At 68.2% G+C, this 15,173-nt stretch carries 16 protein-coding genes, 1 tRNA gene and 1 pseudogene; 8 read left to right on the forward strand and 10 right to left on the reverse strand.

What is annotated here, in order from left to right; translation table 11 throughout:
* Position 1 precedes the first annotated feature (1 nt).
* Complete coding sequence (xdhB, locus tag GCE65_RS03520) at positions 2-2,371, reverse strand: xanthine dehydrogenase molybdopterin binding subunit (protein ID WP_153877397.1); 2,370 nt, start codon at positions 2,369-2,371, stop codon at positions 2-4.
* On the reverse strand, positions 2,368-4,035 hold the full coding sequence (locus GCE65_RS03525) for a xanthine dehydrogenase small subunit (protein WP_153877398.1): 1,668 nt from the start codon (positions 4,033-4,035) through the stop codon (positions 2,368-2,370). The genes xdhB and GCE65_RS03525 overlap by 4 nt, the downstream gene beginning before the upstream one ends.
* A gap of 162 nt (positions 4,036-4,197) precedes the next feature.
* On the opposite strand from GCE65_RS03525, the gene GCE65_RS03530 reads away from it, so the two are divergent.
* From GCE65_RS03530 to GCE65_RS16485, 5 genes are all read left to right on the forward strand, one after another.
* Positions 4,198-5,163, forward strand: coding sequence for a uracil-DNA glycosylase (locus tag GCE65_RS03530; protein WP_152817494.1), 966 nt, complete (start codon positions 4,198-4,200; stop codon positions 5,161-5,163).
* 67 nt (positions 5,164-5,230) lie between these two features.
* Positions 5,231-6,583, forward strand: coding sequence for an NAD(P)/FAD-dependent oxidoreductase (locus tag GCE65_RS03535; protein WP_152817495.1), 1,353 nt, complete (start codon positions 5,231-5,233; stop codon positions 6,581-6,583).
* A gap of 26 nt (positions 6,584-6,609) precedes the next feature.
* Positions 6,610-6,686: transfer RNA gene (locus GCE65_RS03540), tRNA-Leu, on the forward strand.
* A gap of 22 nt (positions 6,687-6,708) precedes the next feature.
* Positions 6,709-7,302 carry a hypothetical protein gene (locus GCE65_RS03545; RefSeq protein WP_153877399.1) on the forward strand — a complete coding sequence of 198 codons (594 nt, stop codon included), beginning with the start codon at positions 6,709-6,711 and terminating at the stop codon, positions 7,300-7,302.
* A gap of 108 nt (positions 7,303-7,410) precedes the next feature.
* The gene (locus tag GCE65_RS16485; protein WP_228760098.1) at positions 7,411-7,632 is read left to right on the forward strand and encodes a hypothetical protein; all 222 of its coding nucleotides are present in this window, start codon (positions 7,411-7,413) and stop codon (positions 7,630-7,632) included.
* Here the strand turns inward: GCE65_RS16485 and GCE65_RS16995 are convergent.
* The 8 genes and pseudogenes from GCE65_RS16995 to GCE65_RS03580 all read right to left on the reverse strand — a co-directional run.
* A pseudogene (locus tag GCE65_RS16995) lies at positions 7,552-7,785 on the reverse strand (recombinase family protein); the annotation flags it as partial. The gene GCE65_RS16485 and the pseudogene GCE65_RS16995 sit on opposite strands and share 81 nt — an antisense overlap.
* Positions 7,786-7,850: 65 nt before the next feature.
* Complete coding sequence (locus GCE65_RS03555) at positions 7,851-9,230, reverse strand: IS1380 family transposase (protein ID WP_153877400.1); 1,380 nt, start codon at positions 9,228-9,230, stop codon at positions 7,851-7,853.
* Between the two features lie 375 nt (positions 9,231-9,605).
* Complete coding sequence (locus GCE65_RS03560; protein WP_255475278.1) at positions 9,606-10,490, reverse strand: IS3 family transposase; 885 nt, start codon at positions 10,488-10,490, stop codon at positions 9,606-9,608.
* Positions 10,487-10,807, reverse strand: a complete 321-nt coding sequence (locus GCE65_RS16490; protein WP_228760099.1) for a transposase — start codon at positions 10,805-10,807, stop codon at positions 10,487-10,489. The genes GCE65_RS03560 and GCE65_RS16490 overlap by 4 nt, the downstream gene beginning before the upstream one ends.
* On the reverse strand, positions 10,776-11,282 hold the full coding sequence (locus GCE65_RS03565; protein ID WP_153877401.1) for a recombinase family protein: 507 nt from the start codon (positions 11,280-11,282) through the stop codon (positions 10,776-10,778). The genes GCE65_RS16490 and GCE65_RS03565 overlap by 32 nt, the downstream gene beginning before the upstream one ends.
* On the reverse strand, positions 11,279-11,938 hold the full coding sequence (locus GCE65_RS03570; RefSeq protein WP_194928815.1) for an ImmA/IrrE family metallo-endopeptidase: 660 nt from the start codon (positions 11,936-11,938) through the stop codon (positions 11,279-11,281). The genes GCE65_RS03565 and GCE65_RS03570 overlap by 4 nt, the downstream gene beginning before the upstream one ends.
* Positions 11,939-11,970: 32 nt before the next feature.
* Positions 11,971-12,354, reverse strand: coding sequence for a helix-turn-helix domain-containing protein (locus tag GCE65_RS03575; RefSeq protein ID WP_153877402.1), 384 nt, complete (start codon positions 12,352-12,354; stop codon positions 11,971-11,973).
* Between the two features lie 178 nt (positions 12,355-12,532).
* A complete protein-coding gene (locus GCE65_RS03580; protein WP_153877403.1) occupies positions 12,533-12,805 on the reverse strand; it encodes a DNA-binding protein in 273 nt (90 codons plus the stop codon).
* A gap of 184 nt (positions 12,806-12,989) precedes the next feature.
* Here GCE65_RS03580 and GCE65_RS16215 point away from each other — a divergent pair, with 184 nt between their 5' ends.
* The 3 genes from GCE65_RS16215 to GCE65_RS03590 all read left to right on the forward strand — a co-directional run bounded on the left by GCE65_RS16215 (position 12,990) and on the right by GCE65_RS03590 (position 15,173).
* Positions 12,990-13,427 carry a DUF6788 family protein gene (locus GCE65_RS16215; protein ID WP_194928852.1) on the forward strand — a complete coding sequence of 146 codons (438 nt, stop codon included), beginning with the start codon at positions 12,990-12,992 and terminating at the stop codon, positions 13,425-13,427.
* Between the two features lie 26 nt (positions 13,428-13,453).
* Positions 13,454-14,803 carry an ISKra4 family transposase gene (locus tag GCE65_RS16220; RefSeq protein ID WP_228760100.1) on the forward strand — a complete coding sequence of 450 codons (1,350 nt, stop codon included), beginning with the start codon at positions 13,454-13,456 and terminating at the stop codon, positions 14,801-14,803.
* 103 nt (positions 14,804-14,906) lie between these two features.
* Positions 14,907-15,173, forward strand: coding sequence for a DUF3892 domain-containing protein (locus GCE65_RS03590; protein WP_153877405.1), 267 nt, complete (start codon positions 14,907-14,909; stop codon positions 15,171-15,173).

A 15,173-nucleotide genomic window follows, 5' to 3' on the forward strand; every position in this document is an offset into this window, starting at 1 on the left:
ATCAGCCCGCGGTGAGCACGGGGGTCGGCGTCGAGCGGCGGGCCTGCTCGACCGCCCAGAACACCGCCTCGGCGGTGGCGGGGGAGGCGAGCTCGACCGGGCGGCCCGGCTCGCCGAACGCCGCCGCCGCGGCCCGGAGCGCCTCTCGGACGGCGATCGCGAGCATGAGCGGCGGTTCGCCCACGGCCTTCGATCCGTAGATGCTGCCGTCGTCGGTCGGGTGCACGTACAGGTCGACGTTGAACAGCTGCGGAAGCTCGGAGAAGGAGGGCAGCTTGTAGGTGCTCGCCGATTGCGTGAGCAGCTTCCCGCGGGTCGGCCCGTCGCTCGTGTCCCAGCGCAGGTCCTCCTGGGTGAGCCAGCCGGCGCCCTGGACGAACGCGCCCTCGACCTGTCCGAGGTCGATGAGCGGAGAGAGCGAACTGCCGACGTCGTGGAGCAGGTCCACCCGGCGGGTGGTGTAGGCGCCGGTGTACCCGTCGACCTCCACCTCGGCCACGGCCGCACCCCGGGCGAAGTACTTGAACGCGTTGCCCTTGTAGGTGCTCTGGTCGAAGTACAGCCCCTCGGTGCGGTAGTACCCGGTCGCCGAGAGGGAGACCCGCTGGAAATAGGCCGCGTCGACCAGTTCCTCCCACGTCAGGGTGGTGGCCGCGCCGAGACCGGAGACGACGCCGGCCGAGATCCGCACGTCGTTCGGGTGGACGCCGAGGAGCCCGGCCGCGACCGGGGCGAGGCGGTCGAGGATGAGTTCGCAGGCGTTCTTGACGGCGCCGCCGTTGAGGTCGGAGCCGGTCGAGGCCGACGTGGCCGAGGAGTTGGGCACCTTGTCGGTGCGCGTGGGCGCCAGGCGCACCCGGTCCAGGGGGAGCCCGAGCGCGGTCGCGGCGACCGCCAGCATCTTCTGGTGCAGGCCCTGGCCCATCTCCGTGCCGCCGTGGTTGATGAGCACGGAGCCGTCCTTGTAGACGAGCACGAGGGCGCCGGCCTGGTTGAAGAACGGCTTGTTGAAGGAGACCCCGAACTTGACCGGCGTGATCGCGAGGGCGCGCTTGACGTGCTCGTGGCCCGCGTTGAACTCCGCGATCTCCCGTTGCCGGTCGCCGTAGCGGCTCGACTCCTTGAGCTTGGCCCAGATGTCGTTCATGCGCTCCGCCTGGCTCACGACCTGCTCGTACGGCGTGGTCTGGCCCGGGGCGTAGAAGTTGCGCCGACGGATCTCCTCCTGGTCGATGCCGAGCATCGTGGCGGCCTGGCCGAGGATGTCCTCGGTCACGACCATGCCGGAGGGGGCGCCGAAGCCGCGGAACGCCGTGTGCGAGGTCTTGTTCGTGCGGGCGATGCGCCCGAGCACGTGCACGTTCGGCAGGTAGTAGGCGTTGTCCACGTGGCACAGGGCGCGGCTGACCACGGCCGGTGACAGGTCGATGCTGAATCCGCCGTCGGCGGTGAGCACGGCCTTGTAGGCGAGGATGTGCCCCTCGTCGTCGAAGCCCGCCTCCCAGGTGGCGTGGAACCCGCCGCGCTTGCCGGTGAGGGTCAGGTCCTGGGTGCGATTGAGGCGCAGCGCCACGGGCCTGCCGGTGAGCACGGCGCCGAGGGCCGCGACCGCGGCGAATCCGTTGGCGTTCGTCTCCTTCCCGCCGAAGCCGCCGCCCATGCGCAGACACTGGACGGTGACGCGGTGCGAGGGCACCCCGAGGACGCGGGCCACGACCTCCTGCGTGTGGCTCGGGGCCTGGGTCGAGGACTGCACGAAGACCTGCCCGCCCTCGTCGATCGTGGCGAAGGAGGCCTGGGTCTCGAGGTAGAAGTGCTCCTGGCCCTGGATGTCGAGTTCGCCGCTGAGCCGGTGCGGCGCGCTCGCGAGCGCCGCGTCGGCGTCGCCTCGCTGGAGCGTGGCCTGGGGGCCTTGGAACGCTCCGGCGGCGATCGCCTCCTGGGTCGTGATGATCGAGGGCAGCTCCGTCGCGGAGATCTCGATCGCCTCGGCGGCCAGGCGCGCCTCCTCGAGGCTGTCGGCGAGCACCCAGGCCACGTGCTGGCCGTAGTACTGCACCGTGTCCGGGAACAGGGTCTCGTCGCCGATGTCGCCGTAGTCGTTGACCCCGGGCACGTCCGCGGCGGTGAGCACGCGGACGACGCCGGGCATGGTCTCGGCGCGAGTGGTGTCGAGGGAGTCGATGCGGGCGTGTGCCGCGTCGACCGTGGCGGGCCACGCGTAGAGCACGTGGGCGCTGCGGGGCGGCAGGTCGTCGGTGTAGAGGGCCTTGCCGGTGACGTGATCCCAGGCGCTCTCGTGCGGCATGATCACACCGGCGGCGGCTCCCGCCGGGATCTCGGAGAGTGGGCGCGAGCTGAAGACGCTCATGATGCGACCTCCGCGTAGAAGCGACGAATGGACTGCGCCAGGGTGGCGCTGCGGTAGGCGGCGCTGGCGCGGTGGTCGGACATGGGGGTCCCGACCGAGTTCATGATGTCGGCGGCGGCGTCGAAGCTCTCACGCGACCACGGCCTGCCGGCGAGTGCGGCCTCGGCGGCCTCGGCGCGCAGCGGGGTCGCGGCGGCGCCACCGACGCCGATGCGCACGTGGCTCACGACGCCGTCCGTGAGCGTCGCGGCGATCGCGACCGCCACCGAGGAGATGTCGTCGAACTTGCGCTTGGCCACCTTGTAGAAGCGGCCGAGCGGCGCGATCGGGGTGGGAATGCGGACGGCGCGGATGAGCTCGTCGGCGGCCCGGACGCTCTGCCGGTACCCGGTGAAGTACCCGGCCAGGGGCACGGTGCGGTCGCCGCGGGTCGAGGTGAGCACGAGTTCGGCGTCGAGCGCGAGCAGCGCGGGGGCCAGGTCGCCGATCGGCGAGCCGGTGCCGAGGTTCCCGCCGATGGTGGCGGCGTTGCGGATGAGCTGGGAGGCGAACAGCGGGAACAGCTGGGCGAGGAGGGGCACGGAGCCGCGCAGCTGCCGTTCCACCTCGGAGAGGGTGAGCCCCGCGCCGATCTCGATGTGACCGTCGGCCGCGGCGAACGTGCGCAACTCGGGCAACTGGTCGATGGCGATGGTCAGGGGGGCGCGGCGATGCTTGATCGTCAGCTCCACGCCCCAGTCCGTCGAACCCGCGAGCAGCACGGAGTCCGGCTGGGCGGCGAGGAGCTCGACGGCCTCGGCCAGGTCGGCCGGGCGCACGAACGCAGTGCCGCCGACGTCGATCCGGGTCGGCGCGCTCACGGGCGCCGGCCGGGAGCGGCGCTGTGCGATCGGATCGTCCGGGTCGACCCCGCCGAGGGCGAAGGCGGCGTCGCGGATGGGACGGTAGCCCGTGCACCGGCACAGGTTGCCGGAGAGCGCGTGCAGGTCGAAGCCGTTGGGCCCGATCTCCGCGTCGTGCCCGGGGGCGGCCTCGTATCGCGTCGCCGGCTCGACCACGGCCTCGGTGATGTCCTCGGTGCGCGGGGGGAGCCAGTCCTCGAGCGGGCGGGCGGCGTCGTCCATGACGATCGACCACGGCAGTTCGTTGCCGCTCGGCTCGATCCGGGCGCTCGAGACGATGTCGGAGGTGGCCGGCGCCGAGCAGCAGCCCGAGCCCTGCCCGCAGGGGCTTCGATCCTCGCGGTAGTACTCGGCGGCCATCGACGACACGAACCCGGGCGTGCAGTACCCGCACTGGGAGCCGCCGCGCAGCGCCATCTCCTCCTGGACCGGATGGAGGGCGTCGGCGGTGGCGAGGCCCTCGGCGCTGTAGATCTCCTGCCCGGCGAGGGCGGCGGCGGGGATGAGGCAGGAGTTGACGGCGGTCCAGCGGGTCCCTCCCCGGCCGTCGGGCCGGGACACCATGACTGAGCAGGCGCCGCATTCACCCTCGGCGCAGCCCTCCTTCGGTCCCGTGACGCCGTTCGCGCGCAACCACTGCAACGTGGTCGTGTGCGGGGCGACGCCGCCGAGCGGTAGGGGCCGCCCGTTGACGGTCACCGGCTCGGGCGACGAGCCGGGTGCGCCGGGGTTGCCGCCCGGACGATCGACGATCTCGGTCATGTTCCATCCTCCTTGGCCCGCCACGGCAGCGGTGCCGGGCAATGCTCGAGCAGCGCTGGTTCTAGCATGGTTAGGGCCGACGGAGTCGGGGCTAGCCACGCCAGGTTATCCATGCGAACAGGTCGTGACTACTGTGACGCAGCATACATGACGGGTGGGGTAATGGAAATAGACTTTCACGATGCGGTCAACCGCGGGTTCGTGCCGCCGGGGAGCGGCTGGCCGGGGGACCTCGCCGGGCCGCGGACTCCGGTCGCGGCGAACGCCCGGGACGTAGCCGACCTCTCCGAGCTGTCCGCCCTCGCCGGCGGGGCCCGTGAGCGCGTGGACGACGAGGCGGCGCGCGCCGGTGATTCTGCCGCCGATGCCGCCTCGCTGGACGAACTGTCCGCGCGGATCAGCGTGTGCCGGGCGTGCCCGCGGCTCGTGGACTGGCGCGAGGAGGTGGCCCGCACTCGGCGCCGGGCCTTCCGCGACCAGACCTATTGGGGCCGGCCCGCACCGGGATTCGGCGATCCGAGGGCGACGTTCGTCATCCTCGGACTCGCGCCCGCCGCCCACGGGGCGAACCGCACGGGGCGGGTGTTCACGGGCGACCGCACCGGGGACTGGCTCGTCGAGGCGCTGTACCGGGCGGGCTATGCGAATCAGCCCACGTCGACCCACGCCGGGGACGGCCTCGAGCTCACGGGCGTGCGGATGCTCTCCTCGGTGCGGTGCGCCCCGCCCCAGAACAAGCCCACGACCGAGGAGGTGCACACGTGTGCCCCGTGGCTCGACGCCGAGCTGCGGCTCCTGCGGCCGACCGTGCTGCTCGCGCTCGGCGGGATCGCCTGGCAGTCGGCGGCCACCGCACTCGTGCGTCTCGGCTGGCAGCTGCCTCGCCCGCGGCCGAGGTTCGGCCACGGCCAGGTCATGTCCGCCCACCCGGCCGAACCGGCGCGCCCGGCCGGGGACCGTGCAACCGCGGGGCCCGGGCCCACCGGTGAACGCGCCGGGGCCTGGGCGCCGCGGCTGCGGGTCGTGGGCTGCTACCACCCCTCGCAGCAGAACACGTTCACCGGCCGGCTCACCGAGGAGATGTTCGACGCCGCGCTCGAGTTGTGCCGCGAGCATCCCGCAACGTAACGCAGGCCACACGGCCGGGGTGTCCCAGGCCATTGGCGGGCCGGGCCCGTGTTCCTAGCATGAAGGCATGACTGCTCTGATCCGCAGGTCGCCGCGCATCCTCGTCCTCGGGGGCGGCTATGTCGGCCTGTTCACGGCGTTGCAACTGCGCAAGCGGCTCGGCCGCAAGGAGGCGACGATCGCGATCGTCGATCCGCGGCCCTACATGACCTATCAGCCGTTCCTGCCCGAGGCGGCGGCCGGATCGCTCGAGCCCCGCCACGTCATCACGAACCTGCGCGCCACCGCGAAGGGCGCCTCGATCATCTCCGGCCGGGTCACCGGTCTGCGCCACGCCGCGCGGGTGGCCACGATCGAGCCGCTCACCGGCGAGCCCTACGATCTGAAGTACGACCACGTCGTGCTCGCCCTCGGCGCGGTGGCGCGGGTGCTGCCGATTCCGGGGCTGGCCGAGACCGGCATCGGGTTCAAGCAGATCGAGGAGGCGATCGACCTGCAGAACCGCGTGCTCGGGATGATGGAGGCCGCCTCGAGCACCTGGGATCACGAGGAGCGGCGCCGGATGCTCACCTTCACCTTCGTCGGGGGTGGGTTCGCGGGGATCGAGGCCCTCGGTGAGGTGGAGGACATGGCCCGCTCGGCCGCCGACCACTTCGACGCGGTGAGCCGGGAGGATCTGCGCTTCGTGCTCATCGAGGCCTCGGACCGGATCCTGCCCGAGGTGGGGGAGGAGCTCGGCGAGTACGCGCTCAAGCAGTTGCGCCGTCGTGGCATCGACATCAAGCTCGGAACCTTCCTCAACTCCGCCGTCGACGGCCACATCGTCACCTCCGACGGCGACGAGTTCGAGTCCGAGACCCTCGTGTGGACCGCCGGCGTCAAGGCCAATCCGGCGCTCGCGAACACGGACCTCTCCCTCGACGAGCGGGGGCGCGTGCGCACGAACGCCCGGCTCCAGGCCGTGACCGCGGACGGCCGGGTCGTCCCCGGCGCGTGGGCCGCGGGCGACAACGCCGCCGTCCCCGACCTGACCAGCCCCGGCGACTTCTGCGGCCCGACCGCCCAGCACGCCGTGCGCCAGGCCAAGCTGCTCGGCGACAACATCGCGGCGACCCTCCACGGCAAGCCCGTGCTGGAATACCGACACAAGAACCTGGGCACGGTGGCCTCCCTCGGCCTGTACAAGGGGGTGGCCACGGTCTTCGGGCTCAAGCTCCGCGGCCCGCTCGCCTGGTTCATGCACCGCACCTATCACATGTGGGCGATGCCGACCTTCAACCGGAAGGTCCGCATCGTGCTCGACTGGACGATGGCCCTGCTGTTCCGGCGGGAGATGGTCAGCCTCGGCTCGGTCGAGAACCCCCACGCGGAGTTCCAGTCGGTCGCCGCCCCGGCGGATCCGCGCGAACCCGCTGCCTGAGCGCCGCTGACTAGACTGCCGCCTGGGCCCCCATAGCCCAATCGGCAGAGGCGGTCGACTTAAAATCGATTCAGTGTGGGTTCGAGTCCCACTGGGGGCACCAAGACGTTCTTACTCGAACCTTCATGGAAGAGGTCGGCGAGTACGAACGTCTCGGGATCGTTGACGGCGTGCCCCTCGGGCGCGCCGTTTGTCACTTCTACGGTTCGCGTGGCGTAGGTCATCGCGGCGTCGTGGAGTTCGCGCACCGGGTCGGTCTTCTGGTCGGCGATGACACCGTGCTCCTCGACCCAGAGCTTGGTGTAGGAGGCGAGGTTGAGGTCCCGCCTGGCTCCGTCCGTTGCCTTCGCATACAGGTCGTGTGGTCGTTCCAGCAGCGCGATGTAGCGCTGCAGGACTGCCGCCCCGATCGCCAGCTTCTCTCCGGTCTCAGCCAGTCCGCGTTCGGCGTCGGCTCGCTCGATCTGGATCTTGCGCAGTCGGACACGGATCTTCTCGCGCGGCAGCGAGCCGTCCTCGGCGAGGTCGAGCAATTTCTCCTCACGCACGTCGAGCGCGGCGAGGCGCTTACGGTAACCGTCGTGGAGTTCGCGAACAGTCGACTGCTCGTCCGTGACGGTCTGCTGGATCGCCTCTGTCACCTCGTCGCGGAAGTCAGCGGGCAGGCCGAGCGTGGCGTAGTGATCAGCTACGGCCCATTCGACCTGGTCGCTGGGTAGGTAGGGCAGGTCGCAGGCGCCATCTTGGCGTCCCCGGCACAGGAAGTAGCCATAGTGCTGCCCGCTGCGTCCCTTGGCCAAAGTGAAGATGAGCCGCGAGGAACGGCCGTGCTCGTGGCAGCGTCCGCACCACAGCACGCCCTTGAGGTAGTGGAAGTGTCGCCGGTCGCGTTGGCCGTTGGTCGATCGGTGGTCCATGACGTGCTGGACACGCTCGAACAGGTCAGGGTCGACGATGGCCTCGTGCCTGCCGACGTACTGTTTCCCCTTGTAGGTAACGACGCCGCGGTAGTACGGGTCGCGAAGCATCCGATGGATCTGCGAGATTGACAGTGGTCCTGCCGGGTAGCGCCGACTCGGTTTGGTCGTCAGTCCGAGGTCCGTCATGGTGTCGTGCAGTCGGTCGAGTGAGCCTGGATCCACCGTCCGGGTCGTGGTGACGGTGTGAGGTCCGGGTTCTGGCGGGTCGGGTCGTGTGGGCATGGCGGGGCCGCCGGTCTGCCCGGCGTTTCCACTTGTGTTCCGGTCGTGCCCGTGGGGGCCGGTGGTCAGGTCCTCGGGGCTGGGGGTGGCCCGCAGGCAGCGACATAGAGCGCTTCCCAGGGGCCTTGATGGGCCCAGTTCCGGGGTAGGTGCATGATCAGCCGTCGTGCCGAGCGGGCGAGCCGGGCGGGGACGCGGATGAGGTGTTCTCGGATGGTCGCGGTGGTGGCCCGGGCGTGGAAGAGGGAGGCCAGGGCCCCGGCGGCGCGGGTGAGGTTGAACGCGATCGCGGCCAGAACGAGCCAGGCCGCGTTCGCGGTGAACTTGCCCGAGGGTGCGTGGGCCAGGGCCGAGGCGCGTAGATCGGCGTGGACGCCCTCGATGATGGCGTGGGCGCGGTGGGCCTTCTCGGCCTCGAGCATGCTCAGGGGCGAGTCGGTGAAGACGGCGTGGTACCGGTAGGTGGCGAATAGTTCGTCCTGCCCGGCCCTGGTGGCTGCGGGGTTGAGGCGTTTGACGCGGCGCACGATCAGCCGTGCCGTGATGTGCTCGGCCTTGGGACGGGAGGTGAACGCGGTGAAGGGGAGCTCGGCGACCTGGGCATCGGAGATCAGGCGGGCCTCGTCTTCGTCCCAGATCGCGTTCGGGTACCGGATCGGGGTCCAGGCCTGCTCGTCGATGCTGGTGATGGCGGCCGTGATCGCCGGGTTCATCCGCGCGGTCAACGAGAAGTGGGCACCGGCCCGGCCCGCCGCGGCGGCCACCTCACGGCTGTAGTAGGCCGAATCGGCGCGCAGGATCACCACCCCGCCGGCGCCGGCCGTCCGGGCGGTGGCGAGGGAATCGGCGACGAACTTGCCCGCCCCGCGCGCGGAGTTGGCCGGGCCCCGGCGTAGCCGCGTGCCCACGATCAGCGGCGCGGCCACCGGGGTGGAGATGGTCGCGATCAGCGCGTTGAGGCCCTTGACCTTGTTGTAGCCGTACCCGGCGCCCTGCTTGGCGTACCCGTAGGTCTCCTTGATCGTGTCGTCGATATCGACGTAGGCGATCTGACCGGCACCGGCCAGCACCGGGGCCTGCCCGGCCAGGCGGGTCAGGAAGCGGGAGGCGATCGCATCGAGCTGGCGGACATGCCCGAAGGTGAACGCGCGTAGGAACGTGCCCAGCGTCGAGGGCGCACGCGCATCCTGGAACAGTTTGCCCATCCCGCCGTGGCGCAACAGGTCCATGTCATCGATGGAGTCGGCCCCGGCCGTCATGCCCGCGACCAGCGCCAACACCTTCGCCCCGGGGTTCGCGCTGCCCGCACCCGACAGACTCAGATGCTCAGCGACCAGCGCCGACAGCCCGGCACGCTCGGCCAGCGCCATCACCGGGACAAGCCCCGCCACGCCGACCAGATTCGGATCGTCGAACCGTACCGAGGAGACATGAGATAGTTGCATCTACGAGATGCCCTTCTTTTTTGGGACTGCGTGCGTTGACAACACGCATTATCCCAGGTCAGAAGGGCATTCTCATGCGCCCACGCCACCCAGACTCAAACCAGCACGGTGGATCCAGGGTGAGTAGTCGCCGGAGGCGTATAGCTCGAACGCGGTGCGTATGAGCGGAGCCCGTTCCGGGTCGGATGCGATGGTGTTGACCTGGCGGCCGTCGATCTCGATGCGTACGTTCTTGTAGCCGATGCGGGCACGGCCGTTGGTGCCCCCCCCTGTTCGGCCTTGTGCTGCATCTTGACCTTGATGTCCTCCCCGGACATCCGCACTTGCACCTCGTTGATAATGTCTGGAGTGTTCCCGCTTTAGTAGACAGGCGAATTAGGCTGCCAATTCGTTGATGTTCCTATATCCTAGTTCATATTCTGTGGGTGTCAAGTATCCGAGAGTCGAGTGCCGACGGATGGTGTTGTAGTAGTTCGTGATCCAGTCGATGGTCGCTTTGCGGAGTCGTGTCAGGTTCGGCCAGGGGCGGGTGTGGATGAGTTCCTTCTTGTAGGTCGCGAAGAATGATTCCGAGACTGCGTTGTCGTAGCAAACACCGGTCCTGCCCAGGGAGCGGCGGATATTGTGATCTTCGCAGTATTTGGCGAAGGCGGTGGAGGTGTATTGCGTTCCGCGGTCACTGTGGAATATGACACCGGCGGGTGGCTTCCGGGTCTTGAGTGCCATGTCGAGGGCGTCGGTGACCAGGTCGGTGCGCATGTGGTCCTCGATCGCCCAGCCGACCAGGGCACGTGAGTGCAGGTCGATGACGGTGGCCAGGTAGGCCCACCCTTCCCACGTCTTGACGTACGTAATGTCGCCGCACCAGCGGGTATCGGCCTCCTCGGCGGTGAACGAGCGCCCGATCAGGTCTGGTGCCGGCACCGGCCCCTGACCGGGGACCGTCGTGCGCTTCCACGCCCGGGGGTGGCGTCCCTGCAGGCCGGCGGCCTGCATCAACCGGTGCACTCGCTTGAGGCCGACGCGGTGACCGGCCGCAGCCAGCCCGGCCCGGACCCGGCGCACTCCCGGGTTCCCGCGGGCGCTGGCGTAGATCCCGGCGATGAGGACGCTGAGGCGCTCGTCGTAGACGGCCCGGTCGCTCAGCGGCGCATCACGCCACTTGTAGTAGCCCGCCCGCGACACCCCCAGCTGCCGGCACATGAACGCCACCGGGTACTCCTGCTGATCAGCCCAGTCCGCGATCGCAGCAAACTTCACTGCTGTTCGCTCGCGAACCAGGTCGCCACTTTTTTTGCGAAACTCACCTGCATCTGCAACTGAGCATTCTCCGCCTTCACGTTCTTGTAGTCCTGCCGCAGCCGGATCAATTCAGCCCGCTCGGACTCGGACAACGACGCATCCGCACCCAGGGCCGCCTCCCGCGCATCTCGTTCCTTCTTCACCCATTTCCCTAACGTCATCTCGTGCACGTCGATATTCCGTGCGACCTCGGCGATAGACCGCTGCTCGTCCAACACGAACGCGACCGCGCTGGCCTTGTACTCATCCGTGAAACTCCGGCGAGTCGATCCCACTGTACTGCCTCCCTTGTCCACGGCAGCTAACCCAACTGTCCACCAAACCGGGGACGGTCCAGTCGGTCACGGCTTCCATGGCGTCGGCCATGATGCCGGAGCCGAAGTCTTCCTTGGCGGAGACGAGCTTGACGCCGAGCTTCTCCAGGCGTCGCTTGGTCAGTACGGCATCGCCAAGATTGCGGAAAGCGCGTGAGCGGACGTAGATGATGACGATGTCGACCTCGGGATGCTGCTCGAGGTAAGCAAGTAGCCGCTTGAATACGGGGCGTCGCTCGATGGACTGAGCTGAGGCTCCCGGCTCGACGAACTCCTTGGTGATCTCGGCCCCGATCGCAGCTGCTTTGGCCTGGTTGGCTGCGCGTTGCGTCGCAATTGAGTTGCCCTCGGCATCGATGTCGGCCCCGGTATCCATCTGCCGCGTGGTGGACACGCGCAGGTAAGACACCGCGACGATGGGTCGTTGCTCGTTCATACGCACCTCCTCCTTGTCCTGATTTCGAACTCCTGTGGTCGGTTCCTCGGTGTTCTGACTGGCCTGGCGCAGCGGGAGCGGTTAACGGCGGGCTCGGGGTCACGCTCGCGAGCGATTCCGGTCTGGTCGAGTCGGACGGTGATGGCTGCCTGGCTGACGCCAAAGTGGTCAGCGAGTACTTCGATGCTTTGCAGGCCGCTGACCCAGGCCCGCTTCAAGTCGCGGCGTGGCATCAGGGCGCAGGCGGCGAAGTAGTCGGCGACCCGCTCGGCTTGCGTCTGGGCATCGAGGTGCTTGGTACCAGTGAAGAGTCGTTCGGTGGCGCCGTGGCTGACGATGTGGGCGTACTCGTGCAGTGCGGTGAAGCGTTGCCGGGCGGGGCTGTCGCTCGCGCAGATCGTGATGACCCATTCGCGTCCGTTCCAGTGGCTCATGCCGCTGACCGGCAGAGCTTCGTAGGCGATACGCATTCGTGGTAGCTCTGCCAGGTGATGAATCTGGATGCCTTCCATTCTCGGGTCGCGTTCCCGGATGGCTGTCACCAGCTTGCCAGCCTGCATTTCGGTGACGCGCAAGACTTCATCGAATGTGCACTTGCGTGCCGGGATGAGCTGGCGGAGGCTGCTGAGGATGGATTGCTGGGCTGCTGTTGTCATGGTGGCACCTCCCTTCATTACTATTTGATCGACTATTCGTCTTGGCCGTCGAGTGGACCGCTGCCGTCGGGTGAGCTGCCATACTTGGCGCTGATGCGGTCGAACGCTGACTGGATCTCGGCCCGGGCTTCGGGTGGCAAGTGCTTGTACTTGCTGCGCAGGTAGGGCTTCATGGTCGGTAGCGCTGCGTCGAGTTCGTAGCCGGCTGCTTTCAGTAGTTGGTTGGCCTCGATTCCGAGTACGCCGGCTAGCCGAGTTAGTCGACTTGGATCGGGCTGGGCCACTTGGTCGAGCTCCCATGCGCCAAGTAGCGATTTTGTAATGCCGACTTCATCGGCGACCTGTTGCATGGAGCGGCCTTGCTGGTTGCGGGCGGTCTTCAAGATTGTGCCGGCGGTCTGTTCTTGTTTCGTCATATTCCTACTATATTCTATTGTCCACGAAATTGGACGCGATCAGACAATTCCACAACATCTCATTGGGGCAATTAGGTAAGCCTTTCCTTGTGGGGGTGTTTCTTCCGGGTGGAAGCCAGAGAGATAATTTTTCTCGATCTGGCTCCCACCCGGGGTTGAGCAGGCTCCTGCCAGTTGCCTAGGAGGTGCTCTTGCGGGCGCCGCCCTTGGGCTTGCTCGGCGCGGTGCTGAGCAGGGCCGTGATGGCGGCCCGCTGCTCGTCGGCTTCACGGGTGATGGCGGCCTGGAGGTCGTTGGCGCGGCCAGCGATCTCCGGGTCATTGGCCAACTCCGTGATGGTGTTCTCGATGGCCTGCCGGATGGCATTGGTCACGGAGATGCCGGCGAGCTTGGCGAGGATCGTCAGACGAGCGTGCTGCTCGTCTTCGAGCCGGATGGCCAAGGTCTTCATGGCTCCGGTTCCTCCTTCCTGAGGGTGTTCTGGTCCACCGTCCTCGGGGTGGTGCAACCCTCGACCGTGGTCGGTCAAGTGGCTGCGGGCTCGGGTGTGAGTCGTGGACGTGTCGCTGATGGGTTTGTGCTGGTCAGCCTCTACTATGATTGTGGATGGCATAATCAGCATTGGAGGGTGCGTGATGGACAAGGACTACTCGACGATGGCGGTGGGCGAGCTCGAGGAGCTGCGTTCGCTGGTGCTGGACCGTATGGCCGCGGTTCCGCAGTTCCGGCGTGGGTCGTTGCAGGTGGGCTATCGCAAGTGCGGGCGGGCGACGTGTCGGTGTGCTCGTCCCGGCGAGCAGGGTCATGGCCCGCGGGGGTTGTGGACTCGGACGGCCAAGGGGCCGGGTGGCTCGCGCGGGCAGTACATCCCGGTCGATCAGGTCGACCAGGTCCGCGCCGAGCTGGACAATTACGCCCAGTTCGAGGATCTGGTGGCCGATTACGTGGAGATCAACGAGGCGCTGTGCAAGGCGCGGGTGAGGCCACCAGGGCGACGTGGGAACGTCGTCCCCGCTGGCTCTGGCGGGGAAAAAGGGGGGCCTGGGACCGGGACGGCCTCGCGGAGAGTCTGAGCGCGCTGGCCGAGGGGGTCGCTGAGTTGGCCGCGGCCGAGGCCCGTCGGCTGGTACTTGCCACGGCCGAGCTCGCCGAGCACGGCGAGGCGAGTGTCTTGGAAGCGATCGAGCGCGCGGCTCAGCAATCGGCCGCGACGATCGGGCTGGCCGCCGTGGCCGGGATCATGGACTGGGCCGGCCAACACAGCCCGGCCCGCATGTCCTGCCCCGACGGTGAGCACGCCGCGCGGCTGGTGGCCCGGCGTACCAAGACGATCCGCACCCTGCTCGGGAGCGTGGAGATCACCCGCGGCTACTACCACTGCGGCGCGTGTCGAGCCGGATTCGCGCCGCTGGATACCCGCCTGGGAGTCCAGGGAACCGGCCTGTCACCGGGACTGGCGCGGGCGTGCGCACTGGCCGGGTCCGAGATGCCCTACGCCAAGGGCTTCGAGCTCATCACCGCCGTCACCGGCCTCGACCTGGCCTCCACCTCGACCCTGGCGCGCACGACCCGCGCCCAGGGCGCCCGGGCCCGAGAAGTCATCGACGCCGAGCAGAACGCCGCCATGACCTCACCCCGCCCGATCCCCGCCGCCGTAGATGAGGCGGGAATGGGGCTGTGCTACATCGTCATGGACGGAACCGGGGCCCCCATGCTGCCCCGCGAGACCACTGGCCGCCACGGGAAGACCCCCGGCACCAGAGCCGGGACCAGGGAAGTGAAGATCGGCTGCTTCTTCACCCAATCCGGGTGTGACCCACTCACCGGCGACCCCGTCCAGGACCCCGGCACGGCGAGCTACATCTCCACCTTCGAACCCGCGGCCGGGTTCGGCGCCCAGGCCAAGGCCGAATACCTGCGCCGAGGATTCGACCAGATCCGCCAACCCGTCGTCCTGGGCGATGGCGCCAAATGGATCTGGAACATCGCCGACCAGCACTTCACCACCGCCACCCAGATCGTGGACTACTTCCACGCCCGCGAACACCTCGCAGACCTGACCAAGCTCCTGACCCCCGTCTTGACCGACCCGACCACCTTCACCCGCGACCTCATCGATCAACTCGACCTGGGCAACACCGCCGCAATCGCCACCGCCGTCGACCAGCTCGACCTCCCCGCCAAGGCGCCCGACCTGGCCAGACCCGCAGCGACCGAGACCGGCTACTTCACCAGCAATCACCACCGCATGCAATACGCCGACTTCCGCGCAGCCGGCTACTACATCGGCTCCGGCCCGGTCGAATCCGCCTGCAACACCATCGTCAAACAACGCTCCAAACGAGCCGGCATGCACTGGACCATCGCCGGCCTCGCCCCCGTCCTAGCCCTACGCACCCTGCACCAGTCCAACCGAGACCAAGAACTCTGGCCCGCAACACAAACCTGACGCACACCCTGCGGGCTCCCGATGAGGTGGCGATGTCGGTGGTCGGTGCTGGAGTGATTCTCATGACAGCGCAGGGCTGTCGAAGGCCAGATTGGAGAACAGCATGGCCACCTACATCACGCACATTCGGATGAGTCCGCCGAACGCGACCGATCACGAGCACATCGCCCAGGTGCGCTGGGAGCAGCCCGGTGATACGGGCACGTTGACCCGGCAGGACATGGTCAACTTCATCAGGAAGGGCAACACGGTCTGGGTGCGTGGCAACCCGGATGCGCAGGTCGGCGTCGTTGATGCCACTCCGCCCTACCTGCGCACCTACGCGGACGGCCAGTGGAACAACAACTTGCTGAGTCTGCCGCGGTTCTAG

The organism is Pseudactinotalea sp. HY158 (assembly GCF_009660225.1).
In the GTDB taxonomy this organism is placed as follows: domain Bacteria; phylum Actinomycetota; class Actinomycetes; order Actinomycetales; family Beutenbergiaceae; genus HY158.